Origin of the sequence: Luteibacter sp. Sphag1AF (assembly GCF_014192715.1) — a bacterium.
In the GTDB taxonomy this organism is placed as follows: domain Bacteria; phylum Pseudomonadota; class Gammaproteobacteria; order Xanthomonadales; family Rhodanobacteraceae; genus Luteibacter.
Genome location: NZ_JACHYH010000003.1, coordinates 72,560 through 97,820 on the forward strand (window position 1 = coordinate 72,560; position 25,261 = coordinate 97,820).

Annotated in this window: 20 protein-coding genes; 8 read left to right on the top strand and 12 right to left on the bottom strand. The window is 63.5% G+C overall.

What is annotated here, in order from left to right:
* The first annotated feature begins 286 nt into the window (after positions 1–286).
* From FHW69_RS09775 to FHW69_RS09795, 5 genes are all read left to right on the top strand, one after another.
* Positions 287–2,563 carry a TonB-dependent siderophore receptor gene (locus tag FHW69_RS09775; protein WP_183422882.1) on the top strand — a complete coding sequence of 759 codons (2,277 nt, stop codon included), beginning with the start codon at positions 287–289 and terminating at the stop codon, positions 2,561–2,563.
* A 54-nt stretch (positions 2,564–2,617) separates the two neighbouring features.
* On the top strand, positions 2,618–3,304 hold the full coding sequence (locus FHW69_RS09780) for a Fe2+-dependent dioxygenase (RefSeq protein WP_183422883.1): 687 nt from the start codon (positions 2,618–2,620) through the stop codon (positions 3,302–3,304).
* Positions 3,304–3,996, top strand: a complete 693-nt coding sequence (locus tag FHW69_RS09785) for a tetratricopeptide repeat protein (protein WP_183422884.1) — start codon at positions 3,304–3,306, stop codon at positions 3,994–3,996. The genes FHW69_RS09780 and FHW69_RS09785 overlap by 1 nt, the downstream gene beginning before the upstream one ends.
* A gap of 70 nt (positions 3,997–4,066) precedes the next feature.
* Positions 4,067–6,907, top strand: a complete 2,841-nt coding sequence (gene rapA, locus FHW69_RS09790) for an RNA polymerase-associated protein RapA (RefSeq protein WP_183422885.1) — start codon at positions 4,067–4,069, stop codon at positions 6,905–6,907.
* Between the two features lie 593 nt (positions 6,908–7,500).
* A complete protein-coding gene (locus FHW69_RS09795) occupies positions 7,501–7,665 on the top strand; it encodes a hypothetical protein (RefSeq protein WP_183422886.1) in 165 nt (54 codons plus the stop codon).
* 17 nt (positions 7,666–7,682) lie between these two features.
* On the opposite strand, the gene FHW69_RS09800 is transcribed toward FHW69_RS09795, so the two are convergent.
* The 4 genes from FHW69_RS09800 to FHW69_RS09815 all read right to left on the bottom strand — a co-directional run bounded on the left by FHW69_RS09800 (position 7,683) and on the right by FHW69_RS09815 (position 11,024).
* On the bottom strand, positions 7,683–8,345 hold the full coding sequence (locus FHW69_RS09800) for a rhomboid family intramembrane serine protease (protein WP_183422887.1): 663 nt from the start codon (positions 8,343–8,345) through the stop codon (positions 7,683–7,685).
* A 65-nt stretch (positions 8,346–8,410) separates the two neighbouring features.
* Positions 8,411–8,941, bottom strand: coding sequence for a lactoylglutathione lyase (gene gloA / locus FHW69_RS09805; RefSeq protein ID WP_183422888.1), 531 nt, complete (start codon positions 8,939–8,941; stop codon positions 8,411–8,413).
* A gap of 53 nt (positions 8,942–8,994) precedes the next feature.
* Positions 8,995–10,572, bottom strand: a complete 1,578-nt coding sequence (locus FHW69_RS09810; RefSeq protein WP_183422889.1) for a hypothetical protein — start codon at positions 10,570–10,572, stop codon at positions 8,995–8,997.
* Positions 10,572–11,024, bottom strand: a complete 453-nt coding sequence (locus FHW69_RS09815; RefSeq protein ID WP_183422890.1) for a DUF3574 domain-containing protein — start codon at positions 11,022–11,024, stop codon at positions 10,572–10,574. The genes FHW69_RS09810 and FHW69_RS09815 overlap by 1 nt, the downstream gene beginning before the upstream one ends.
* Before the next feature lie 315 nt (positions 11,025–11,339).
* On the opposite strand from FHW69_RS09815, the gene FHW69_RS09820 reads away from it, so the two are divergent.
* Positions 11,340–13,781 carry a TonB-dependent receptor gene (locus tag FHW69_RS09820; RefSeq protein WP_183422891.1) on the top strand — a complete coding sequence of 814 codons (2,442 nt, stop codon included), beginning with the start codon at positions 11,340–11,342 and terminating at the stop codon, positions 13,779–13,781.
* A 72-nt stretch (positions 13,782–13,853) separates the two neighbouring features.
* On the opposite strand, the gene FHW69_RS09825 is transcribed toward FHW69_RS09820, so the two are convergent.
* Together FHW69_RS09825 and FHW69_RS09830 are read right to left on the bottom strand one after the other, a co-directional pair.
* Positions 13,854–14,963, bottom strand: a complete 1,110-nt coding sequence (locus FHW69_RS09825) for an OmpA family protein (protein ID WP_183422892.1) — start codon at positions 14,961–14,963, stop codon at positions 13,854–13,856.
* Between the two features lie 226 nt (positions 14,964–15,189).
* Entirely contained in the window at positions 15,190–16,641 is a 1,452-nt protein-coding gene (locus FHW69_RS09830) for a bifunctional 2-methylcitrate dehydratase/aconitate hydratase (protein ID WP_183422893.1), read from the bottom strand.
* A 285-nt stretch (positions 16,642–16,926) separates the two neighbouring features.
* On the opposite strand from FHW69_RS09830, the gene FHW69_RS09835 reads away from it, so the two are divergent.
* Complete coding sequence (locus FHW69_RS09835) at positions 16,927–17,604, top strand: TerC family protein (protein WP_183422894.1); 678 nt, start codon at positions 16,927–16,929, stop codon at positions 17,602–17,604.
* Between the two features lie 76 nt (positions 17,605–17,680).
* Here FHW69_RS09835 and FHW69_RS09840 read toward each other — a convergent pair whose 3' ends face one another.
* The 6 genes from FHW69_RS09840 to FHW69_RS09865 form a co-directional block, all read right to left on the bottom strand.
* Entirely contained in the window at positions 17,681–18,526 is an 846-nt protein-coding gene (locus tag FHW69_RS09840) for a hypothetical protein (protein WP_183422895.1), read from the bottom strand.
* A gap of 165 nt (positions 18,527–18,691) precedes the next feature.
* Complete coding sequence (locus tag FHW69_RS09845) at positions 18,692–20,011, bottom strand: acetate kinase (RefSeq protein ID WP_183422896.1); 1,320 nt, start codon at positions 20,009–20,011, stop codon at positions 18,692–18,694.
* 57 nt (positions 20,012–20,068) lie between these two features.
* Entirely contained in the window at positions 20,069–20,731 is a 663-nt protein-coding gene (locus FHW69_RS09850) for a hypothetical protein (protein WP_183422897.1), read from the bottom strand.
* The gene (locus tag FHW69_RS09855) at positions 20,728–21,411 is read right to left on the bottom strand and encodes a C39 family peptidase (protein WP_183422898.1); all 684 of its coding nucleotides are present in this window, start codon (positions 21,409–21,411) and stop codon (positions 20,728–20,730) included. Before FHW69_RS09855 ends, FHW69_RS09850 begins: the two co-directional genes overlap by 4 nt.
* Positions 21,408–21,758 (bottom strand): hypothetical protein, encoded by a 351-nt coding sequence (locus tag FHW69_RS19030; protein WP_255494744.1) that lies wholly within the window; start codon positions 21,756–21,758, stop codon positions 21,408–21,410. Before FHW69_RS19030 ends, FHW69_RS09855 begins: the two co-directional genes overlap by 4 nt.
* A gap of 70 nt (positions 21,759–21,828) precedes the next feature.
* On the bottom strand, positions 21,829–22,821 hold the full coding sequence (locus FHW69_RS09865; RefSeq protein WP_183422899.1) for a hypothetical protein: 993 nt from the start codon (positions 22,819–22,821) through the stop codon (positions 21,829–21,831).
* A 368-nt stretch (positions 22,822–23,189) separates the two neighbouring features.
* Here FHW69_RS09865 and FHW69_RS09870 point away from each other — a divergent pair, with 368 nt between their 5' ends.
* A complete protein-coding gene (locus FHW69_RS09870; RefSeq protein WP_183422900.1) occupies positions 23,190–25,202 on the top strand; it encodes an NADPH-dependent 2,4-dienoyl-CoA reductase in 2,013 nt (670 codons plus the stop codon).
* The last annotated feature ends 59 nt before the right edge of the window (positions 25,203–25,261 follow it).

Below are 25,261 nucleotides of genomic sequence, written 5' to 3' on the forward strand. Positions count from 1 at the left end.
AACGCCACGCGAAAGCGTGGCGTTTTTTTTGGCCTGCGCCTCGCGGCAATGCGCCTCGCTACAGCAACCCAAACACCCGCAAGAACCGGCCGTCATGCCGCAAAATCCCCATGCAACAGATTGCGAATCATTCTCACTTAATGTAACCTTCACGAAATACCCGCCCCCGGGCGGGCCTCAGGGTCACCCACATCTCCCCTGCTTCCGGCCTCACCGCCGGGACGATCACGTGCGGCCCGAAGAAATGATTCGCATGACCCGTTCTGAAATACATAAGGAAAGCCTGATGTCTTCCAACGCGTTCGTTACATCGACGGCAGCCACGCCCCGCCGCCTCGTCGCCAGTGCGCTCGGCCTCGTTCTCGCTACCTCCGCCGCGCATGCCGCCGACGTGACCGAGCCGCAGCAGAAAACCGACAAGGATGCCAACGGTCAGAGCGCCGCCACGCTGGAAGGCGTCAAGGTCCAGTCCACCGTCGTCAACGCGACCTCGCCCAAGTTCACCGCCCCGCTGCTGGATACCCCGCGCGCCGTGACCGTGGTGCCGCAGATCGTGTTGCAGACCACCGCATCGACCACGCTGGCCGAAGCCCTGCGCACCGTGCCGGGCATCACCTTCGGTGCAGGCGAAGGCGGCAACGCCATCGGCGACCGTCCTTTCATCCGCGGCTTCGACGCAGGCTCGGACATCTTCATCGACGGCATCCGCGACACTGGCACTCAGAGCCGCGAAACCTTCGACATCGAACAGATCGACGTCATCAAGGGCCCGTCGTCGGCCTATACCGGTCGCGGTTCCGCGGGCGGCAGCGTCAACATCGTGTCCAAGGCGCCCAAGGCTGCCAACTTCACCGACGTCAGCGTTGGCGTGGGCACCGACAACTACAAGCGCGGCACGTTTGACGGCAATTACATGCTGAACGACAACACCGCTGCCCGCCTGAACGTGATGGCGCACAAAAACGACGCTCCGGGCCGCGACGCCGTCAACGGCAAGCGCTTCGGCATCGCCCCGTCGATCACCTTCGGCCTGAAGACCGACACGCGCGTCACGCTGGACTACTACCACCTCAACACCAATGAACTGCCCGACAGCGGCATTCCCATTGATGGCCCGTACACCACTGGGCCGTTCGCCGGCACCGGTACCGGCCGCCCGGTCAACGTCAACCGCAACAACTACTACGGCCTGGTGAATCGCGACTTCCGCAAGACGAAGGCAGACATCGGCACCGTGCGTTTCGAGCACGACTTCGCCAACGAGTGGACGATCCGCAACACCTCCCGTTACGGCAAGACCTCCAACAACTACATCTGGTCGAACCCGGATGACAGCTCGGGCAACGTGCCGTACGGCTACGTGTACCGCTCGTCGAAGAACCGCATTGCCGACACCCGCACGGCGGTCAACCAGACCGACCTGACCGGCGAGTTCATGACCGGTTCGATCAAGCACAACTTCTCCACCGGCCTGGAATTCAGCCTTGAGAAGACGGCTGTGGACGGCTACAACGTGGTGCAGCCGCCCGGCCCGGGCATCGCTGGCCGCAACTGCCTCGCCAGCCCGCTGTTCCTCAGCGACTACGCCTGCACCTCGCTGTACAACCCGAACCCGAACGATCCGTGGCTCGGCACGTACACCCGCCGCAACACGCCGACGCAGAACCGCACGTCCACCCGCTCGTTCTGGGCCTTTGACACCATCACGTTCAACGACCAGTGGCTGGCCAACCTCGGCGCGCGTTACGACGACTACCTGACCAAGGTGTACGTCCCCACCGCCGTCGCCAACGCACAGCACCTGCGCAACCAGTCCGACTTCTGGACCTGGCAGGCAGGCGTGGTGTTCAAGCCGGTGTCCAACGGCAGCATCTATGCCTCGTGGGGCACCTCGGCCAACCCGTCGGGCGTGTCCAACGGTGAAGGCATCGGCGACAACGCCAACCTGTCGGTGGCCACCCAGGATCTCGCTCCGCAGAAGAGCAAGAACCTCGAAGTGGGCACCAAGTGGGACGTGATGGACAACCGCCTGAGCCTGACGGCCGCCGTCTTCCAGTCCAAGATCACCAATGCCCGCGTGTCGATCGACGCCACCACCACCGCACTGGCCGGCACCAAGAAGGTCAACGGTATCGAAATCGGCGCCACCGGCAACATCACCGACAAGTGGATGGTGTTCGGCGGTTACACGCACCTTGATCCGAAGCTGACCGACAACGGCCCGCTGGCTGCCAACGCGGCATACAACGGCAACCAGTTCCCGAACACGGCCAAGAACAGCGCCAGCCTGTGGACCACCTACGCCATCCTTCCGGAACTCACGGTCGGCGGCGGCGCGTTCTACATGGACAAGGTGTTTGGCAACGTGCAGAACACGAAGTACGTGCCCGGTTACACCCGCTTCGACCTGATGGCTTCCTGGCAGGTCAGCAAGGAGCTCAACCTCCAGCTGAACGTGCAGAACCTGACGAACAAGACGTACTACGACAAGATCTTCACCACGCACTACGCCAGCATCGCTCCGGGTCGTTCGGCACTGATTTCCGCCAACTTCCACTTCTGATGCATGATGCGAACCCCGCCCTGTGGCGGGGTTCGCTCATTTGCAGGGCCCATCATGCTGTTGCACATTCCCGATGTCCTGACCGCCGACGAAGTCACCGCAGTCCGCCGTCACCTCGATCACGCCGACTGGGCGGATGGCCGCATCACGGCTGGTTACCAGTCCGCGGCCGCGAAAGACAACGCGCAGCTTCCGGAAAATGATCCGGTCGCCATCGAGATGGGAAACGTTGTTCTTCAGGCGCTTTCGGCCAACACCACATTTTTTGCGGCCGCGCTGCCCAGGCGCATTTATCCGCCACTCTTCAATCGCTACGGCGGTGGCCAGTCATTCGGCTTCCACGTAGACAACGCCGTGCGCTACGACCGCCGGGTCTCACCCCCCGAAGCCGTGCGCACCGATCTTTCCGCCACGCTGTTTCTCGCAGATCCTGAGTCCTACGACGGCGGTGAGTTGGTCATCGAAGACACCTTCGGCACCCATTCGGTGAAGCTGCCGGCGGGGCACATGGTGCTTTACCCGGGCAGCAGCCTGCACAAGGTCCTGCAGGTCACGCGCGGTGCGCGCGTCGCCTCGTTTTTCTGGATTCAGAGCATGGTGCGCGACGACGCGCAACGCCGGCTGCTGTTTGATCTGGACGTGTCGATTCAGACCCTGACCGCGTCCAGCGCCGACGAAAATGCCCTGCTGCAACTGACCGGCGTGTATCACAACCTCCTGCGCCAGTGGGCCGAGACGTGATGGCATTCGACCCGGCTGAACTCAAAGCCTGCTTCGAGGCATCCGACGAGCAGGCGCGGGCATACGTTACCGAACACGCCCGCACCGGCGACGTCACGGCGCAGACCGTGCTCGGCCAGATGTGCCTCGATGGCACCGGTGGCGCCGTAGCGCCGACCGAAGGTCTCTACTGGTTCCAGCAGGCCGCGCACCAGCATTCGCCGATGGCCATGAACATGGTGGGCCGCTGCTACGAAAACGGCTGGGGCGCACCCATCGACTACGAACTGGCCGCCGTCTGGTTCCGCCGGGCCGCCGAAGCGAACCTCGACTGGGGCGTATACAACTACGCCCACCTGCTGGCCAACGGCCGCGGCATGCCTCAGGACCGCGCCGCCGCCTTCACGTGGTTCGGCCGCGCCGCCGCCATGGGCCACGCCCGCACCAAGAATTTTCTGGCCCAGTACCACGAGAACGGCTGGGAAACGCCGGTCGATCCGGACAAGGCACGTGAGCTTTATCGCCAATCGGCCGAAGCCGGGGACTACCGCGGCGAATGCAGCTGGGCCTCCGTCCTGGCGGGCGAAGGACGCCTCAATGAGGCGGAAACCTTCCTGAAGCGCGCCATCGCCAAGGCACCGCCCCACTTCCTGGAAGCTCTGGCCGACACACTGGCTCGATCGCCTCACGAGCGGTTTCGAAAACTCCTGTAAGTCAACGGTAGGCATGGGCGGCCCCAGGGCGGATAATTCCCGACCCCTGCCTGCATGACTGCCCTACCTGATGTTCCAACCCGGACAACGCTGGATCTCCACCGCCGAACCTGAGCTGGGTCTCGGCACCGTATTGCGCGTCGAAGGACGCGGCGTACAGGTTCTTTTCGCCAAAGCTGGCGTACTTCGCCCCTATGCCACCGAAAGTGCCCCGCTGGTGCGCGCCGAGTTCCGCGCCGGCCAGCGCGTGGCTGGCAAGGGCATCGCCTTCCTGGTCGAACGCGTGGAAGAACGCGAAGGATTGTTCGTGTATCGCGGTGAAGGCCGCGAACTGGAAGAAGGCCAGCTGGACGACGAGCAGAGCGTGTCCCAGGCCGACGACCGCCTGGTAGGCGGCCGCACCGACCCGGCCGACCGTTTCGACCTGCGTCTGGAAGCCCTCCAGCGCCGCGCCCAGGCCCGGCGCTCGCCCACATGGGGCCTGGAATCGGCCCGCATCGGGCTGGTGCCACACCAGCTGCGCGTCGCCGGTATCGCCTCGGCCCGCCGCCCGCCACGCGTGCTGCTGGCCGATGAAGTGGGCCTGGGCAAGACCATCGAAGCGGGCATGATCCTGGCCCGCCAGCTGGCCGCCGGCCGCGCCAACCGCGTGCTGCTGTTGCTGCCCGAAACGCTGGTCTACCAGTGGTTCGTGGAGCTGCTGCGCCGATTCAACCTCAGTTTCTCGATCTTCGACGAAGAGCGCTGCGAGGCCATCGAACAGGCTTCCGACGGCCGCAACCCGTTTGAGGACGAACAGCTCGTCATCGCCGACTTCGCCTTCCTCAGCCAGTCGCCCAAGCGCGCCCGCCAGCTGGTGGATGCCGGCTGGGACCTCCTGGTGGTGGACGAAGCCCATCACCTTGAGTGGAGCCCCGAAGCTGCCAGCCCACGTTATGCGCTGGTGGAAGAGCTGGCTGCCGCCACGCCGGGCGTGATCCTGCTGACCGCCACGCCCGAACAGCTTGGCCGCGCGGGCCACTTTGCCCGCCTGCGCCTGCTTGATCCGCAGCGCTACGGTGACCTGGACACCTACCTGGCGGAGGCCGATTCGTTCGGCGAGCTGTCGGACGTGGCCAGCGTGCTCTCCGAGGGCGGCGCCCTCACGGCGGATCAGCGCACCGCGCTGACGCGCCGTTTCACGGGCGACCGGGAAATGATCGCCCTGCTCAACAAGGCCGAAGACCCGAAGATCGCGCGCGACCTGCTCGCTGCACTGATCGACCGTCACGGCACCGGCCGCGCCATGTTCCGCAACCGTCGCGCAGGCATCGGCGGGTTCCCGCGCCGCGTGCCCGACATCATCCTGCTCGACCCGCTGGACCTCGATCCGGCGCGTCGCGACACGATGCTTGCCGAGTTCCGCGCCGACTGCCAGCAGCCGCCCGCGCTCATCGAGCCGGACTACGCGGACGATCCGCGCCTGGAGGCGCTGATCAATCTGCTGGACGAGCACCCGGCTGACAAATTCCTGCTTATCTGCCGCACGCAGGCCAAGGTCCTTGCCATCGAAGAAGCCCTGCGCACGCGCAGTGGCGTGGGCGTGGCCCGCTTCCATGAAGGCCTGGGCATCGTGCAGCGCGACCGCAACGCCGCTTTCTTCGCACAACCTGATGGTGCACGCCTGCTGCTGTGTTCGGAGATCGGCTCCGAAGGCCGCAACTTCCAGTTTGCGCATCGCCTCATCATGTGGGACATGCCGCTCGACCCGGATCTGGTGGAGCAGCGCATCGGTCGCCTGGACCGCATTGGCCAGAAGCACGACATCGTGATCCACGTGCCCGTGATCGACCAGAGCGCACAGCACGTGCTTGCCCGCTGGTTTGACGAAGGCCTGGACGCGTTCCGCCACAGCCCGGCAGATGGACGCGAACTGCTGCGCCGGTTCGGCCCGCTGCTGGCGAATCTCGCTGACGAACACGCACGCGGCGACGACGACCGCGATCAGGAACTGGACGCCCTCATCGCCGAGACGCGCGCCGCTCACGAAGAGCTTTCTGCACTGATTCACGCAGGCCGCGATCATCTGCTGGAACTGGCCGCCACGCGTGATCCGCACGCTGACGACCTGACCCGCGCCTTTGCCGTGGACGACGTAGACCCGGGCCGTGATGCCTTCCTCCAGCGCCTGTTCGAGAACTACGGCGTGCACGCCGAAGAACTCGCACGCGACATCGTGCTGCTTGATCCGCAATACCTGTCCACCGATGGCCTGGAAGGTTTTGGCGACGGCCCCGTGTCGGTCACGTTCTCGCGTGACGTTGCGCTGTCGCGTGAAGACCTGCCGTTGCTGCGCATGGACCATCCGATGGTGCATGCCGCCGTTGATCTGCTGGTCTCCAGCGAACAGGGCAACGCCGCCTTCATGGTGGACGACACCCTGCCCGTGCGCACGGCGCTGCTTCAGGCCGTGTTCGTGCTGGAATGCGTGGCGGATCGCACGCTGGACGCCGAGCGCTTCATCCCGCCGACGCCGATGGTGGTCTCCGTGGACACGCGCCTGACCGAGCGCGCCCACTTCGTTCCCAGCGAAGTCGCCATGCGCCGCGCCCCGGATCGCAACATCGAAGTCGCCCGCTACCGGAAATTCCTTTCCAAGCTGGTGCCGCCGATGCTGGAACGCGCCGAAGATCTCGCCGATGCGCGTGGCGAAGTGCTGAAATACGAAGCCATCGAAGCGGCTCAGCTGGAAATGGATGCCGAGTACTCGCGCCTCATCGCGCTGCGCGCGGTGAACCCGTCGATCTCGGAAGCCGAAGTTACCCGTGTGGCCGCCGAGCGCGCTGCCATTCTGGCGGCACTTCCCGAAGCACGCATGCGTCTTGATGCCGTGCGCTTCGTGGTCAGCCCGGACTTCCTCGCCCTGAGGTAAGTGATGTCCCAGCCGCAGTCATGCTGCGGCTGGGTCGCGAACACACCATGCAAAATGATTCGGCCAGCATCCGAGGCCGAAGCATCACAGTGGGAGCGATCCTCTGAGCGATGGATGTCCGTCGCACTATCAAATAATTCCGATGACTTTTTCGGAATAATCGGATAGTTCCGCCTTGCGTGAATCGGGATGCTCTTCGCGTCGCCGACTTCTTCGGCGACCGGGCGTAGAAACCCGATTCAAAAAACGTCGCACAGGCGGTTCGCCGCCTGTGTCTTATGCACTCGCCTTATGGCGGACGTGTCGGGCAGGCTCGCGCCTGGCCGGGTTTTGGCGATTTTTGACCGGTTTTCTACCCCGACACGTCCGCCACCCTGCGAAGCAGGGCGCGGACCTCCGGCCAGGGAACCACCATGCACACGCCCGACCAGACCATCACCTGCCCCACCTGCCAGAGCCAAGTCACCCTCACCATCGACCAGCTCCGCGAAGTCGCCGTCATGTGACTCGCTGAGGCGCAGGCTATCGTTGATATCTCGTCACATGCGGTTGAAGCCGACGTAGACCCGGCGACCTCCGCGCAACTCAGCATCATGCTGCGCCGACTGCTGGCTGAAGCCATGCCGCCGATTACCGGGCTCTGGCGTAGCCGGGTAAGGCTCATGCCCGTTGAGGCCATCGACATGTTGAAGGCCGGGCCGTTCGGGCAGAGCCCCGCTTCTACCGAATTGCCCGCAAATCCGCTCTCGCAAACGTGAGGCGGATCGCGCCTGTTTCAGGCACCACGGCGCCATCTTGGCGGCAGTTTGTCACGCCACAGGCGCATCAATACGATGCCGCCTGCAAGGCCGCCCAGGTGAGCGAAATGCGCCACGCCCGCCACGGTGCCAGTGACGCCGAATACCAGTTCGATCACACCGTAAGCGGTGACAAAGAGCCACGCTGGAATGCCGATGGGAATCGGAATGATCATCAGCTTTTCGCGTGGGAAGCGCATCGCGAACGCGCCCAGCAAACCAAAAATCGCACCCGATGCGCCCACTGTCGGGAACATGCGTGACGGCTCGAAGAAATACAGCACGCCCAGCTGCGCCACGCCCGCCACGATCAGGCAGGTGAAGTAGTAGATGAGAAACCGGCGCGCGCCCAGTTCGTGCTCTACCGTGCTGCCGAACATGTACAGGCCGAACATGTTGAACAGGATGTGCTCCAGCCCGCCATGCATGAAGGCATAGGTCACCACTTGCCACGGCCGGAAACCGGCAGTGAAGACCGAGCCATCATCAAGACGCAACGCCACATCCGGCCCAAGGGGCCACAGGGCGAAATAGCGCGTGAGGGCGGCCGTCGTATCGTCCTTCAGCAGCAACTGAAGGGCATAAACCAGGATGGTCGCAATCAGCAGATTGCGGGTGACGGGGGCGAGCGTCTGGGGCATGGGGATCTCTTGTAAACCGGGCGCTCCGAAGGCGCCCGCGGGCCGATCATCACACAGCCAGCCTATCAGCCTTCGATGCGGCCAGGCTGAAGGATCTCGATCCAGTATTGATCCGGGTCACGGATGAACGCGATGTGCTTCATGCGACCGTCTTCCAGACGCTTCTGGAACGGGACGCCCAGTGCCTCGAAACGCTCACAGGCCGCCTTGACGTCGGGCACCGAAACGCACAGATGGCCGAAGCCGCGCGGCTCACTGTTGCCGTTGTGATACGCGAAGTCCGCGTCCGATTCCGTGCCATGGTTGTGGGTAAGTTCCAGCACGCCCGGCTGGCGCAGCGCCCACGTCAGGCGCTCGGCATCGTCATCGGGAATGACCGAACGGTCAGACACCAGCACCAGATACACGATGGTGAATTTCGCTTCGGCAAAATCCTGGCGATGAACCGGCACAAACCCGAGCACGCGCGTGTAGAAATCAAGCGACACCGCAAGATCTTTCACGCGGATCATCGTGTGATTGAACACATAGGACTGCGTCACCGCTTCAGGCTGAGCGGTGACGCCCGGGAGTTTCGTCAGGTCGGCAAGCGACATGGGGCATTCCTTCAAGGGACAGCTGTCCGATGTGGCGCCCCAGCCCGTTCAATTCAACCGGGCTGGCGCTGCAACGACAGCAGCCCCAGCACCGCGGCCAACGCCGCATAGGCTGCCGTGAACTGCCAGACCAGCGTTTGCGCGGCGGGCGCCAGCTGCCAGGGCAGATAGACGCTGCCGGTGGGGTCCACCGAATGAATGATGCCGAACACCGTCAGCAGCGCGCCCACAAGCACGATGCCGGCCGCCTTGCGCATGTGCCCGTCGATCATCGCCACCACGAAACTCGCCCACACCATCGACGTGATGATGAAGCCATTGCCCAGGATGGTGATGACTGCCAGCGACGAGACGCCGTGATCCGATGCGGCGAACAACGCGGCGAAATGCGCGGGGTCCACAATCGACGGATCGCCCAGCTTGATCGCCAGCATCCGGGAAATGGCCGGGAAGAAGCTGAAAACCACAGCGGCCGCGTAACGGATGGGCGTGGCCTCGAACGCCTGTGTGGTGATGCCGATGGCTACGAACACCAGAATCGGAGCCAGTACCGCAATGGGCAGCAACTCCACCAGGTTCGACAGATAGCCGAAGATGCCGCCCAGACCGATCACCAGACCCGTGATCAGCGTATAGCCGCTGCGGGCGCCCATGGCCTTGTAGGCGGGCTGGCCGATATACGGGGTGGTCTGCGCCACGCCGCCGCACAGGCCGGCCACCAGCGTCGCCAGGGCCTCCACCAGAAGGATGTCGCGCGTGGAGTAGTCGTCACCCGCCGCGCGCGCACTTTCAGTCACGTTGATGCCGCCCACGACCATCAGCAGGCCGAACGGCAGGATCAGCGGCAGATAGGGCACGGTATAAGGCAATCCGCTCAGGAAGCCCAGCGACGGCAGCGGAAAGCCGATGCGCCACTGCCACGCGGCAGGTGCGTGATAGCCGGTGCCCAACAGCCCGAGGGGGCCAAGCCCGTAATAAAGCACCACGCCGACGAGGAATGCGCCGAGCACGCCCGGCAGGCCAAACGGCAGCCGTCGACGGGCCACCAGCGCATAGAGCACCACGCCCAGCCCGGCGAAGCCGACGATGGGCACTCGCATGATCTCCACCAGCGGGAGGAAACCCATCAGCACCAGCGCGATGCCGGCAATGGAGCCCAGCAGTCCGGCGCGTGGTACCGATCGCTGCACCCAGGCGCCAGCGAACGACAACACGAACTTCAGCACGCCCATCACCACCAGTGAGGCCATGCCCAGCTGCCACGTGGCTTCGGCCGCATGATCGGCGTCCATGCCACCCTGCCGGAACGCCAGGAATGCCGGACCCAGCACCAGCAGCGCCATGCCAATGCTGGTGGGTGCATCCAGCCCCAGCGGCATCGCCGTGACATCCTCACGGCCGGTACGTGCGGCCAGACGCCGCGCCATCCAGGTATAGGCAAGATTGCCGAGCAAGACGCCCAGCGCCGTGCCCGGGAACATGCGGCGGAACACGATATCGGCGGGGAACCCGAAAATGCCGATCAGCGCCGTGGCCAGAAAAGCCAGGATGGACAGGTTGTCCACCACCAGGCCAAGGAAGCCGTTAAGGTCACCGCCACTCAGGCGCCGGGTGCGCAGTGCCGTTGCCATCAGAACGACACGTCCGCAGGCTGGGTCACGCGCAATACGGATTGGTCGCCGGTCTGGCGCTTCCAGGCCGCGCGAATGGCCTCGACGTCGGCGCGCGCTTTGGGGGTGTCCGGATACAGCAACAGCAACTCCTTCGAGCGCAGCCGCTCTGGCGTGTCCTGCCCCTTGCCGCGCCACTGACCATACACATCACGAACGCTCAGGCCGTCGGGAAAACGCGTACTCACTTCGCGGTCCAGGAAGTTGCGCCACTGGGCTTCGGTCACGCCCGTGTCGCCATCTGCCAGACCCAGCCCGAAATACAGGCTGGTGGAGACCCAGCCTTTCGTCTGGTCCGGATGGGCCGCATCGCCCTTCAGCGTGGCGGCGGCACCCGTTTCGTGCTGCGCCGTGGCGCAACCCGTGCCTGCCAGCAATGCCAGTGAAAGAATGGCGCCAGCCCATGTTTTCATGATGTTTTTCCCGGTTGAACGAAGGCTTCCGTACGGACGTCCATACGCCTATCGTTCCGAATGTGTTGACACAGCCTACACTGCAATGCAACAAATGCGCAAAGCGCATCGTGCGCCCACCGTCTGATCTGCGCCTTGAAGCATTCCATCCACCCAGGTCTTGCCACGAATCGTCCGGTGTCGGCGAGGGGTCGATGTAGGCGCGCGCGCCGTACCTGACGACGCGCTTTCACGGGTTTGCCATTTCTTCCATGCGGCCGCGACCTTTCAGGACGCGGCACGGCGCCGCACACGCCTTTATCCCAGGGGTTTTCCATGTTTTCGCATCACCGAAAGACCGCTCTCACGGGGGCGATCACCCTTGCCCTTTTCGTGCAGGGCGCACATGCGCAGGACGCAAAGCCGGCCAATGCTTCCACGCTGGATCAGATCGTGGTCACCGGCACGCATGCAAAGGACCGTACCGTCCTCGACTCGCCCGTACCCATTGACGTACTGACGCCCGAGGACCTGCGCTCTGCGGGCGCGGTCAATGGCGAACTGGGTTCGGCGCTGGCCACTCTCCTGCCGTCATTCAACTTCCCCCGCCAGTCGAACTCCGGCGGCTCCGATCATGTGCGCGCGGCGCAGCTTCGTGGCATGAGCCCGGATCAGGTGCTGGTGCTGGTCAACGGCAAGCGCTTCCATACCTCGGCGCTGGTCAACAGCGACACCAAGATCGGGCGCGGCACCACGCCTGTGGACTTCAACGCCATTCCCATCAGCGCCATCAAGCGGATTGAAGTGCTGCGCGATGGTGCCGGTGCGCAGTATGGCTCCGATGCCATTGCCGGCGTGGTGAACATCATCCTGGACGATGCGCCCGAGGGCGGCGAAGTCACCAGCAGCTACGGTGCGTATCACACGAATTTCCGCCCCACCGGCCGCACCATCACGGACGGCCAAAGCAGCTACGCCAGCGCGAAGTTCGGCACGAAGCTCGGTGCCAGTGGGTTCTTCCGTGCTGGCCTGGAAAGCAACCAGCACGATGCAACCAACCGCGCCGGTCCCGATCAGATTCCGTCCTGGGAGAACCAGTCACCCGCCAATCTCGCACTTCAGGGCAAGCGCAACTACGCTGCGGGCGATCCCAAAAACGAGAACTACAGCGGATGGCTGAATGCCGAACTCCCTCTCGGTGACACCGTCACCGCTTACGCGTTCGGCATCTACACGCAACGCCATACCATCGGCGACAACTACTTCCGTTATCCGGACAGCGACGCCAATGTTCCGGCCATCTATCCGTCCGGATACCGGCCCGAATCCATCGGCACCAATCGCGACATCAACCTCACCACAGGCGCGCGCGGCCACTTCGGCGAGTGGGATATCGACAGCAGCCTGACCTGGGGCGGCAACAGCTTCGCGTACAACCTTCGCGATTCGGTAAACGTGTCACTGGGCGATGAAAGCCCCACCCAGTTCCGGATCGGCAAGTACTCAGGTACGCAGGGAACAGCCAACATCGACCTGAGCCGTCCGTTTGAATGGGGCTCCACGCTTTACACGCTGGCCACGGGTGCGGAGTATCGGCGCGAGACATTCCGTACCTATGCCGGTGATCCCGCCTCGTATGCGGTGGGCCCCATCGTGGGTGCACCGACCGGCGCGCAGGCCGGTGGCGGCCTCACCCCGCAGGACACCGCCAACCTCAGCCGGCATGTGGGTGCGGCCTATGTGGATCTTTCCGCCGACCTCACGGAGAAATTCTTCGCCGACGCCGCCGCGCGATACGAGCACTACAACGACTTCGGTGGCGCGTGGACCGGCAAGCTGAGCGGACGTTATGCGTTCACGCCGGACTACGCGTTGCGCGGCGCCATCTCCAACAACATCCGCGCCCCGTCACTCAGTCAGGTGGGTTTTGAATCCACCTCCACCGGCTACGGCGCGAACGGCGAACTGGTTCAGGGACGCGTGCTATCGGTGAACAACCCCATCGCCCGCGGGCTGGGCGCTACCGACCTCCAGCCGGAAAAATCACGCAACATCAGTCTCGGTTTTACTGCTCGCGTGGGCGAGCACTTCGACGCATCGCTGGATATCTTCCGCATCGACGTCGATCACCGCGTGACGCTGTCTGAGACCATCGCCACCGATGGCCTTGAGTCGTACATCCTCGCGCATTTTGGCGTGCCCGGTGTTCAGAGCGTGGCGTTCTTCACCAACGCCGTGGACACCCGCACGCGTGGCGCCGAACTGGTGGCCAATTATCGCAACGCGCTGTATGGCGGCAACTTCACACTGACCGGCACTTACAGCTACAACCGCACCTCGATCCGCAACGTACGCGACACGCCCACCCAGCTGGCTGCGCTGGGCGCCGATGCGGTGCTGTTCGGGCTGGAAGAACGCAACACGCTCACCGATGCCTCACCGCGTCAGCGCGGCGCACTGACCGCGCGTTGGGACTCGACGCATTGGGGCCTGCTGACCCGCCTCACCCGCCAGGGCTCGACCACGCGCGTGTTCGATTTCGGCGATGGGTTCGTACCCACGCAGACCTATGCCGCGCGCTGGCAGCTGGACGCGGAAGTGGAATGGCGCGCTACCGAGCGGCTGTCGCTTGCCCTGGGTGGGCAGAACATCACCGATCAGTACCCGACTCGGTCGATTCCGGACATCGCCTATGCGGGCAATTTTCCGTATGACGTGATTTCGCCCATCGGGGTCAATGGGGCGTACTGGTATGGGCGGGTGCGCTACAGCTTCTGAATGACGTACGACAGGCACAAAAAAAGAGCCCGGCTTTCGCCGGGCTCTTTCGTACCTTCCGATCAAACAACCTTACTGCTGAACCTGCAGTTCGGTGCGACGGTTACGAGCGCGGCCTTCGGCCGTGTCGTTCGTGTCGATCGGGTTGTTCTTGCCGTGGCCGATGGGGCCTTCCAGACGGTCGGCACCAATGCCGTGAGCCGTCAGGTAGTCGAACACGATCTTGGCGCGACGCTCGGACAGACCCTGGTTGTAAGCGTCCTTACCAACGCTATCCGTGTAACCGGCAACCGTGACCTTGACCGACGGGTAACGCTGCAGCGTGTCGACAGCCTGGTCGAGGACGCCCAGCGATTCGCTGGTCGGCTCCTGCAGGCTCGGGCCGATGTTCGTCTCACCCTTCTTCGGGCGATCAAACTTGAAGTTGACGCCGCGCAGGTCGATGACGACCTTCTGCGGGCAACCATCCGGGCCGACGATCGTGCCGGCGGGCGTACCCGGGCACTTGTCGTCGCAATCGTTCACGCCATCGCCATCGCTGTCGAGGGTGGAGCAATCCGGAGCGGCCGGGACAACCGCAGCAACCGGAGCCGGAGCCGACGGCGGCGCACCGAAGCGCGACACGATGGAGAAGCCGAGGAACCAGTCGCCGTAGCCGTTCTCGCTCGGACGGGTCTTGTCGTCCCAGTCGTAACGGTAGCCAGCTTCAACGCGGAAGTCCGAGCTGTCGGTGATCGTCTTGGACACGCCAACGCCGAGCTCGGCAGCCGGGGACCAGCCAGCATCAGCCGGGTTCTTGTGGTAGCTGCCCATCACGCCGGCCAGCAGGTACGGACGCCAGGAGTCCCATGCGCCAGCGTAGAAACGAGCGGCAACGCCGTAGCTGTTGTTCGCCCAATGGCCGGGGCCATCGTTGTCACGCTTGGTGCGATCGGCAAAGATGTCGATCGACGCATTGTTCGAGATGAACCGGCCGAAGCCCAGGCCGTAATAGACCTGACGGCTGTTGGTGTTGCGGTCGGTGTCGTTGTAGTAGCCGCCAACGGTCGGCGCGATGTACCAGCGGCCGTCGTAGCTCGACGTGCTGCTGCTCGCCGTGTCACCGGCAGTGTCCTGCGCGTGAACGGCACCCACGCCGCCCAGGGCCAGGCCAATCAGCAAAAACAAGCCCTTACGTTTCATCGGTGTCTCCTCATTATTGGTATTCGCGTCCGCGCTCCACCCCAGACGGAAATCGCGCGTAGAACTCTATATCGAATCCGGGGACTTCGGCCGTCCCTCGCTTTGATACCCCTTCAACGGGCGGCGGCAGTTTAGCAAAAATCAAACAATTGAACACGTGCTAAAAACCGCCGTTCATATTCGAGTCACGGGGCCCCACAACAGCCGGAGGCCCCGCGAACCATTATCAAGCCGTGAAGAGTGTCATGAAATCGTGAATCGGCATGGCATCAAGCTTTTCCGGCGAACTGGTGACCGCAAGAACCTGCGAAACCCGCTCCGCAGGCCATTCAGCGCGCAGTGCAGCCTCGAATTTCTTGAGAAGTACCGGGATGCCTTCGGCGCGGCGCTTGCGATGTCCGATCGGATAATCAATCGAAACTTTTTCCGAGCTGGTTCCATCCTTGAAAAACACCTGAACGGAATTGCCGATATAGCGCTTTTCTGAATCGAAGTAATCGCGGGTGAACTGCGGATTCTCTTTCACCGTCATTTTGTCTCGCAGCGCGTCGATACGCGGATCGGCGGCTACCGAGTCGTTGTAATCGTCGGCGGTGAGACGGCCGAAGATGAGCGGGACGGCCACCATGTACTGGATGCAGTGGTCACGGTCGGCGTAGTTGGCCAGGGGGCCCGTCTTGTCGATGATGCGGACGCCGGCTTCCTGAGTCTCGATGACGATCTTCTCGATGTCGTCAATGCGGTCCTTGACCACGTTGTGCAGCTGCATGGCGCATTCCACCGCAGTCTGGGCGTGGAATTCGGCCGGGAAGCTGATCTTGAAGAGCACGTTTTCCATCACGTAGCTGCCAAACGGACGCTCGAACTCGAACGCGTTGCCCTTGAAGGCCACGTCGTAGAAGCCCCAGGTCTTGGCCGTGAGGGCCGACGGGTAGCCGACCACGTTGCGGTACACGGCGTTGATCGCGTGGGTGACCGCGCGACGGCAGGCGTCACCGGCAGCCCAGCTCTTGCGCGGGCCGGTGTTCGGAGCGTGGCGGTACGTGCGCAGGGCGCCGTTGTCGATCCAGCTGTGAGAGACGGCCGTGGTGATCTCTTCCTTGCCGCCGCCGAGCATCGCGGTGGTAACGGCCGTGGAGGCCAGGCGGACGAGGATCACGTGATCCTGACCCACGCGGTTGAAGCTGTTCTTCAGCGCGTAGCAGCCCTGGATTTCGTGGGCCTTGATGGCATAGGTGAGCACGTCGCGCACCGTCAGCACCTTGCCACCTTCTTTCTCGGCCTTGCGGCTGAGGTAGTCGGCCACGGCCAGGATGGAGCCGAGATTGTCCGACGGATGACCCCACTCGGCGGCAAGCCAGGTGTCATTGAAATCGAGGTAACGGATCTGCGTGCCGATGGCGAACGCGGCCTGCACCGGGTCCAGTTCGTGAGAGGTGAACGGAACGCGGGCGCCGCCAGCCATCGTTGCGCCGGGAACCAGCGGCCCCAGGTGCTTGACGCAGTCGGGGAACTTCATCGCGAGAGCCGAGCAGGCCAGCGAGTCCAGAAGCATGTACCGCGCGGTGTCGTATGCCTCGGTCGAGTCGATTTTGTAATCGGCGACGTAGTTGGCGATGTCGACCATCGGCTGGTCCGGATCAGGACGCGTAGCGGAACGGATGTCGTGTGCACTCATGAGGCTGTCTCGCGAGGGGGAAAACGACCATTTTAGCCTGCCGTCCGGCCCTAAGTCCTTGTGCACCGCGGCGTGAACGCCGACAATGGACGTACTAAGCCCAAGAGGGAGTAGTTCCAGCCCGGCATCTGATGCCCTGGCTGTGCGTCGATCGTCATCACGGATGCCCCATGCATCCCGGTCGCCGCTCCGGTTTCCCGGGAACGAGACTTTTGTGGTGACCACGGAGCGTGCGCTGTCCGTTGTCACTGCATTTGTCCAGCGCACGCCCCGGATATCACCCCCATGGACTTCCTCACCCCCCAGTTCCTTTCCGGTCTCGGCGCCATCGTGCTGCTGGATCTCGTGCTGGCTGGCGACAACGCCATCGTCATTGCCCTCGCGGCACGCAATCTCCCGCCCCACCTGCAAAAGAAGGCCATCTTCTGGGGCACGTTCGGCGCGATTGCCCTGCGCATCATCCTTACCTTCGCGGTCATCTGGCTGCTGAAGCTTCCCGGCCTCATGCTGGTCGGCGGCCTGCTGCTGATGCCCATCGCGTGGAAACTGCTGAAGCCCGAAGAGCACGAGCCGGGCATCAGGCCGGCCGCGAGTTTTGCGGCGGCGATCCGCACCATCATCGTGGCCGACGCACTGATGGGCCTGGACAACGTGCTGGCCATCGCGGGCGCCGCGAAGGGGCACATGGGCCTGGTGGTGCTGGGCCTCGCCATCAGCGTGCCGCTGGTCGTGTGGGGCTCCACGCTGATCCTGAAGCTGATCGAGCGCTTCCCTGTCGTCGTGTACATCGGCGCAGCGGCCATCGCATGGACGGCGGCACGCATGATCGCGCACGATCATCTGATCTCGACATGGTTCGACGTGCGGCCGTGGGCACAGTGGGCGCTGGATGCGCTCTTCGTGCTGGGCATCTGCGGCGGCGGCTGGCTGATGGCACGACGCAGGCGCACTGCGCTGGCCTGACCTCACGCACGTGGCGACACAAAAAAGACCGCCCGGCTCGCGCCGGGCGGTCTTTTTATGCTTGAAGCGAAGTGGATCAGAAGCGCACGCGAACGTACGCCGCCGGGCCGTTGAGCTTCATGTCCAGATCCAGGTCGTAGTCACGCTTGTCCTGGTGCAGCTTGATCTGGGTGTACGCGTACTCCGCGCCGAAGCCCACGTTCTTCCACGGGAAGTACTCGACACCGAGCGCAGCATCCCAGATGTGACCGTTGAGCTTGCCGCCGCTCTTCTTCACGCCCGATGCGTTGAGGTACATGCGCCACTGGTCATTGAACGCGTGACGCCAGCCGAGCTGAAGATTGGGCGCCCATGCGCTGGCGCTGGTGCTCGCGCTGTCGGATACGGAGTCACCATTGAGGCTGGCCGAACCGGAGATGCTGCCACGCACCTTGTAGTACGCCGCACCCAGGCCAACGCCGAACACGTCGTCGCCGGTACCAAACCACCATTTGTACGCGGCGCTGCCGAAGTTGAACTTCAGGTCACCCTTGACGCGCGCGGTGGCGTCAAACGGCTGACCGAGGAAGTTGATGTCTTCGTTGAGCGTCTTGGAGTGGCTGCGGTCCACTTCGTAGTAGTCAAAGCTGAAACCCTGATGTTCACCGATCAGGAAATCCAGACGTGCGCGCGGCACGGTCTTGCGCTTTTCGAAATCCAGATCGTGCTCAAGATTCACGCTGCCCTTCGTCGTGCGATCAGGCGTGGCTGCACCGATGGTCGTATCGTTGTTGGCGTAGTAACCGCCGAGCCAGATGCTGATGTTGTCGAGTGCGGGCGACTGCGACTTGTTCTGAGCATGCGCGCCAGTGGCGACCATTGCCAGAGAAAGAACGGCAAGACCTGCGGTGGTCTTGCCCATATGACGGATGCGGCTACGCATGTGGTGTAACTCCCTGCTGATGCTGAATACAAAAAAGCGACGATTTCCCCGGGCCGGGATATTAACGACGCGTTATGTGTTCACTCCGTGCACGACAAAGACCCGCCGTTTGAAACATGGCAGGTCTTCATCATTTGTTTAACTCAGCATCAGTGGACTGATTTCTCACAACGTCATAGGCAGACGCACCGTCACTGTGGTGTCAGGTGTATCGCGCGTGACGCCAACACCCAACGTGATGTTCAGCGTGCGCTTGTCGCTGAACCGATATGAGCCACCAATCAGAAGTGACCCAAGTACAGAACGCGCGGAACCCGCAAGCGGTTGTCCGTTCTGCTCCACTCGACCCACAAAACTCTGGTCGTAACCGATGCTGATGGATGCCTTCTCATTGAGCGCCAGGCCCATGCCGACGCTGACGTCTGCAATATCACCCGCCTTGACCGTGCCCAGATATTGTTTTCCCGCCAGAAGCACATTGCGGCTGACGTTGTATCGCGTGAAGTTGTGCAGATAACTGAGGTTGCCAAAGAACACGACAGGGTCAGACGGATAGAGCCAGGTCACACCTGCCTGCGCGGAGTAGAAGCCTGTGCCAGTGGGAAGTTGCAAGGGCAAGCCGGTGCCGGTGGCGTTCTCGACGCAACGGGTCACGCAGTCAGTCGTGACTTCAAAGGGATCCCTGCCCGTGCGCGACTTGGCGCGGAACCAGCCCACGTAATACGGCTTGTCGGCACCGCCGTCGTTGAGCTGGTAGCGCAATGTGGCTTCCACATCGCCGATGCCCTTGCCGCTGGATGTGAAAAGATTGTCCTGGGCTGTGCCGGTGAAAATTTCGCGACTGATCGTATCGGTATGGCCATCCGCGTAGGGAACGCGCACTTCCAGTTCCATGCGATTGGTCAGGCCATAGCGGGCGGCAATCGCTGCGGTTTGCGTCGTGGTTTTCACCTGACGGACGTCGATCAGGCCAATGAGGATGGCGGGAATGACGGTGTAGCCGACCAGTGCCACGCGGTCGCTGGAGGAATAGCCGTACTGATACGAAGGCTCGACGATGAGCTTTCCTTTCGGCGTGAGCACGCCGGGCTGATCGAAGATCGGCGCAACTTCCGGCGGACGATCTGCGGTGGCCGGCGCTTTGCCCACGGGCCCGGAAGTCTGCGCCACCGTGTCCTGCGTGGGCGCCTGCGGCGCACCGGAAGACGACGACGTGGGTGCGGCGGACTGGCCTGATGCCGCCAGCGAACCGGCACGGCTGGTATCCAGCGCGCTCAGTCCGACGGCTTTGCGAAGATCATTGAATTCGGCCTCCTGCTGGGCCAGTGCCCGCTTCATGTCTTCCAGCTGAGCGGCCTGTTCGGCCACCTTGCTGCGCATGGCGTCGAGCTTTTGTGATTGCGCGGCGACGCGATCCCGCAATGCCGGATCAACCGGCGTATCGGTGGCCAGCGCGTTTCCTATGCTCCATGGCAGACACGCCATGAGAAGGGACCCCAGAACTTTCGCTGCGTGCGGATTCCTGCCGATCCGATGCATACGTCAATTACCCCTGAAGCGAACGACCGCGTCCTGAATGGTGTTGCTCAGCTGCGTACTGTCCAGTAGTCGCAGACTGTTGACCGACGCGTTGATCGTGGTGGTGGCCGAGATGGCCTGATTGTCGAGCGAGTTCTGCACGACGAATGCGGGTACGGTGAGCGACTGCGCAGTCAACGCAGGCAGCGAAGCGGTGGGCATGGTCCCGATGGCGGTGGGCACATTGGCCGCGCCGACGGAGGTTGGCGACACACTTGCCGCAGTCTGCACGGCCGATGCCGCCGCAGCGGCCTGGGTGATCGCCGCACTGGTGGCCGCCGCAGACTGCGCCGTGTTTTGTGTGAGCACCGGATTGACACTGTTGCCCGCACCATTTGCAATGACGGTGGGGCCGAATGCCTGCGCGAGCGCGGTCGCCTGCGCGGCGGTGATCTTCGAGACGTCGGGAATGCTTATGCTGTTGCGCACCTGCGTCATGCCGTCAACGATGACGGTGCGCTCGATGCCGAAGGATACTTTCAGGCCGTCACCGATATCGAAGCCGCCCCGCTCCGATTCCAGTCGCGCATCGGATACAGGCGTCCATTCGTCGGCATGAGCATGGGACGCCAGGGCGCATGCGCCACATCCGGCGACCAGAAGAAACGAAGTGCGCTGAAGTTTCATATGTCACCTGGTCCCCGCTTGGGCATGACGATCGGAGCCAGTCCGTTGCGCTGGATGCCTTCGGCCAGTGGCGCGGACGGGGCGGCCTGCCAGTCGCGGGGACTGTTGAAGATCGCTTTGTCGCGCTCGTTATGGATGACGAACACGAGGTGGCTTTTCCACATGGCTTCAAACCGCTCTCGTGACATCGAATGCGTGCCGGTCGCCGGATCTCCGACGAGAACGCGTCCGTATTGCATGCCCTTGACCACGACGAAGTGGTGATACCCGCGCTCGTTGATCAGCACGATGGCGGGAAGGCCCTGCTCCCTGAGCTTGTCCAGCGGCAGATCGAAACCGTCGGCTTCAAAGCCGCGCGTGGCGAGAAAGCGCTTGATGTCCAGCAACGAAAATCCTTCGCGGCGAATCTTGTCGCGATCGCCTGCGGCATACATCGCATCGAACGCCGTCTGTTCGTTGGTCGGCTCGCCGTACTGGAAGGTAAGCAGCGTGGCTACCGCCGCCGATCCGCAGCTGAAGTCGTACTTCTGATGGATGGTGTTGCGAAACCGCGCCTCTTTCAGGCTGGTCAGATGGAATGGATAGGAAACACCGGGACTGGTCTGAACTTCGGCCGTCGCGGCCCACGCGGGGCCGACGACACCGACGCATGCCAGCAGAAGCAGTCCCGCTGCTTTCATTGCACAAGTCGCACGTTGATGATGGTGGCGTTCTGGATCAGGACGTTGTTGCCGGAGTTCTGAATGACGGTGGGCAAGCCTGCCGCCCCCTGGAATGAGTTGGCCTCGATGGCGTTCATGCCGGTGTTCACATGACTGGCCTGGGCGTCACTGACGCTGCCGTCTGTGCTGATGCCGTTGGTTGTTGTATCGGTACCGCCTGACATGCTGCCCAGCGTGCTGCTGGCGACGGCGGGCCCCAGTTCATTGCCGTCAGGTGGCGGCGTGGCGCAGGCGATGCCTGCGAAGCTGGCGATCCCCAGCGCGAGCAGTGTGGCTTGCAGGCGCGAAACGGGTGGCGTGAACATGACTTTCTCCCTGCGGGATGGAAGAAAGTCCGCGGTGCGATGAAGCGCACCGCGGACCTCACGTGCTACCTCAGTGACCCACGTTCAGATTCGCCTGGACGTTTACGCTCTGCTGAAGGAGCGAAGCGCCACCGGTGTTCTGCGCGATCACGAGTACACCCGCCGCCGCCGCGCCAGCGCCTTCCATGTGGTTGGCCATGTCGAAGCTGCCCGCATCGACACTGTTCGACCCACCTGCGCCGCCCGCGCCACCGGATGCTCCACTTCCGGCACCGCCGGACCCTGAACCGCCTGCGCCGCCCGCTGCGCCCGCACCCGCTGATGCGGTTGCGTCGCCGCTTGCACCGCCAACACCCATGCCATCACCGCTGGTGCTGGTGGATGCACCTGACGTGCCTGCGCCGCCCGTGCTGGCGCTTGCGCCGCCGGTGGACGAGCCACCACCGTTGCGTACGCGAGCCAGGCCGCCATCGCCATCTGCTGCGCCGCCTGCGGATGAACTGAGCGCGCCAGAATCGCCGCTTGCGCCGCCGCCGTCACCGGCCGCGCCACTATGTGAACGGGAATTGCCGCCAGCGCCGCCGGAGCCGCCGCGACCACCGCTACCCGTGGCACCGTAGCCCGCACCGCCGGAACCGCCACGGCCACCCGCCGCGCTGCCCGTGTTGCTGGCAATATTGCCGTTGCTCATCGTGGTGACGCCGGTCACTTCACCGCTGAGGTTGATCTCGGCGATGGCGTTGCTGACATTGAACGAATCGGAGAGCGATGCGCTTGCGGTGCCGCCATTGTTGGCCGATGCACTGCCCTGGCCCGTGGCATACGCATCACCACTGTTGCCGCGCATGTTGCCGTTGTCCTGATTGGACTGATCGCTGTAGTGCGTGCTGGAATTGTTGTTCTGATTCGAGTTGTTTGCGTTGTCTGTCGATGTGGTCTGTGTGGCTGTCGAGTGCCGCTGGGCAGACGCACCTGCGCCGCCAGTGAGCGTGTCGTCGGCCATCGCCGGAAGGGCGAAGCCGATGCCGATGCAGATCGCGGTAGCGAGCAAGGTCTTACGCATTTCAGTCTCCTGATAAAGGCGGCGCGAACCCCTGTTTCCCAGTTGATGAACGCCCTGCCAGCGCTCGTTGAAGCATCGAAGCGGAGCAATAAGCGTGCCTTCGCGCGCTGCAGCAGCAGAAGCACGCTGTGGCGCGGGCTGCGCCCCTCTCTGGTCCCTCGAGGAGGCGGCGCGCGAATGCGAACCGTTACAGGGCTGCTACACCTGCGCAGAATCGGCAAGGCCCTGACAGGCCGCAAAGCCCCACGCCATGCGCCTTCCGGCGTGTCGGCGCGCGCCTGTCGCAAACCTGTTACAGGCTGCACCCTCTTGCCTGGGAGCGGCCTTGCGCGCATCCTTCAAACGATCGTTTAAACCCGGATGCTCCCGTGCCCTATTCCCACCTGCTCAGCCCGCTGGACCTCGGCTTCACGACCCTGCGCAACCGCGTGCTCATGGGCTCGATGCATACGGGGCTGGAAGACAAAGCGTCGGACTACGACAAGCTGGCGGCGTTCTTCGCCGAGCGTGCTCGCGGCGGCGTGGGCCTCATCGTCACAGGCGGCATCGCACCCAACATCGAAGGCTGGCTGAAGCCGTTCTCCGGCACGATGTCCATGCCCTGGCACGTGGCTCGCCATCGCAAGGTCACCTCCGCAGTGCATGCCGAAGGCGGCAAGATCGCGATGCAGATCCTGCATGCGGGGCGCTACGCGTATCAGCCCTTGTCGGTGGCGCCGTCCAGGATCAAGTCACCGATCACCCCGTTCACGCCGCGCGCGCTGTCCGGTCACGGCGTGGAACGCAGCATCAACGCCTTCGTGCGCAGCGCGAAACTCGCGCGCGACGCCGGCTACGACGGCGTGGAAGTGATGGGTTCGGAAGGCTATCTGATCAACCAGTTCCTGACCGAACGCACCAACAACCGCACCGACCGCTGGGGAGGCAGCACGGAAAACCGCATGCGCTTCCCGGTCGAAATCGTGCGGCGCATGCGCGAGGCGGTGGGCAAGGACTTCATCATCATTTATCGCCTGTCGATGATCGACCTGGTGGAGGGTGGCCAGCCCTGGGAAGACATCGTGACGCTCGCCCGCGCCATCGAAGCGGCCGGCGCCACCATCATCAACACGGGCATCGGCTGGCATGAAGCGCGCGTTCCCACCATCGTGACGAGCGTACCGCGCGGCGCGTTCTCGTGGGTTACGCGGCGGCTCAAGGGCGAAGTGCATCTTCCCCTCATCACCACCAACCGCATCAACATGCCCGACGTCGCGGAGCGCATTCTCGCTTCGGGCGATGCTGACATGGTGTCCATGGCACGTCCGCTGCTGGCCGATCCGGAATGGGTCAACAAGGCGGCTGCACAGCGCGCCTCGTCGATCAATACCTGCATCGCCTGCAATCAGGCCTGCCTGGATCACGTATTCGAGAACCGGCGCGCTTCATGCCTTGTCAATCCGCGCGCATGCCACGAAACCGAGCTGACCATTCTTCCCACGACCACACCGAAACGCTATGCCGTCATTGGCGCGGGCCCGGCGGGCCTGGCCTGTGCCACGACGCTGGCGGAACGCGGTCACAAGGTCACGCTGATGGATCGTGCCAGCGAAATCGGTGGCCAGTTCAACATGGCCAAGCGCATTCCGGGCAAGGAAGAGTTCCACGAAACGCTGCGCTATTTTGGTCAGCGCATCCAGGACACCGGCGTCACGCTGCTGCTGGAAACGCAGGCTGATCCGTCTGCGCTGAAGGATTTCGACGGCGTGATTCTCGCCAGCGGTGTCGTGCCGCGTGCGTGGGATATCGACGGGCACGACCATCCCAAGGTAATGAGCTATCTGGACGTGCTTCTCAACGACCGACCGGTCGGCAAGCGCGTGGCGATCATCGGTGCGGGCGGCATTGGTTTCGACACCGCCGAGTTCCTTACCGAGCACACGCCCTCCCCCAGCACCGACGTGAGGCGCTGGACGAAGGAATGGGGCGTGGACATGACCATGGCCACACCGGGCGGCCTCATGCCTGCCACGCCGGAAGCGCCGGCACGTGAAGTGTGGCTGCTTCAGCGCAGCGCCGGGCGACCCGGTGCGCGACTGAACAAAACCTCCGGCTGGGTGCATCGCGCCACGCTGAAGAACAAGAAGGTACGGATGCTGGGCGGCGTTTCATATGACCGCGTCGACGACGCCGGCCTGCACATCACCGTGGATGGCCAGGCCCAGGTGCTTGACGTAGACAACGTGGTGGTCTGCGCGGGGCAGGAGCCGAACCGCGAGCTTCAGGCTGCGCTGGAAGCGCTTGGCATTCCGGTGCATCTGGTGGGTGGTGCGGACGTGGCTGCCGAGCTGGACGCCAAGCGCGCGATTGATCGGGCTACACGACTGGCTGCTTCGCTTTAACGGGCAGCAGGCTCGCTGCCACACATCTGTGCCAGCCCGGCTTGCGGGCTGGCACAGGC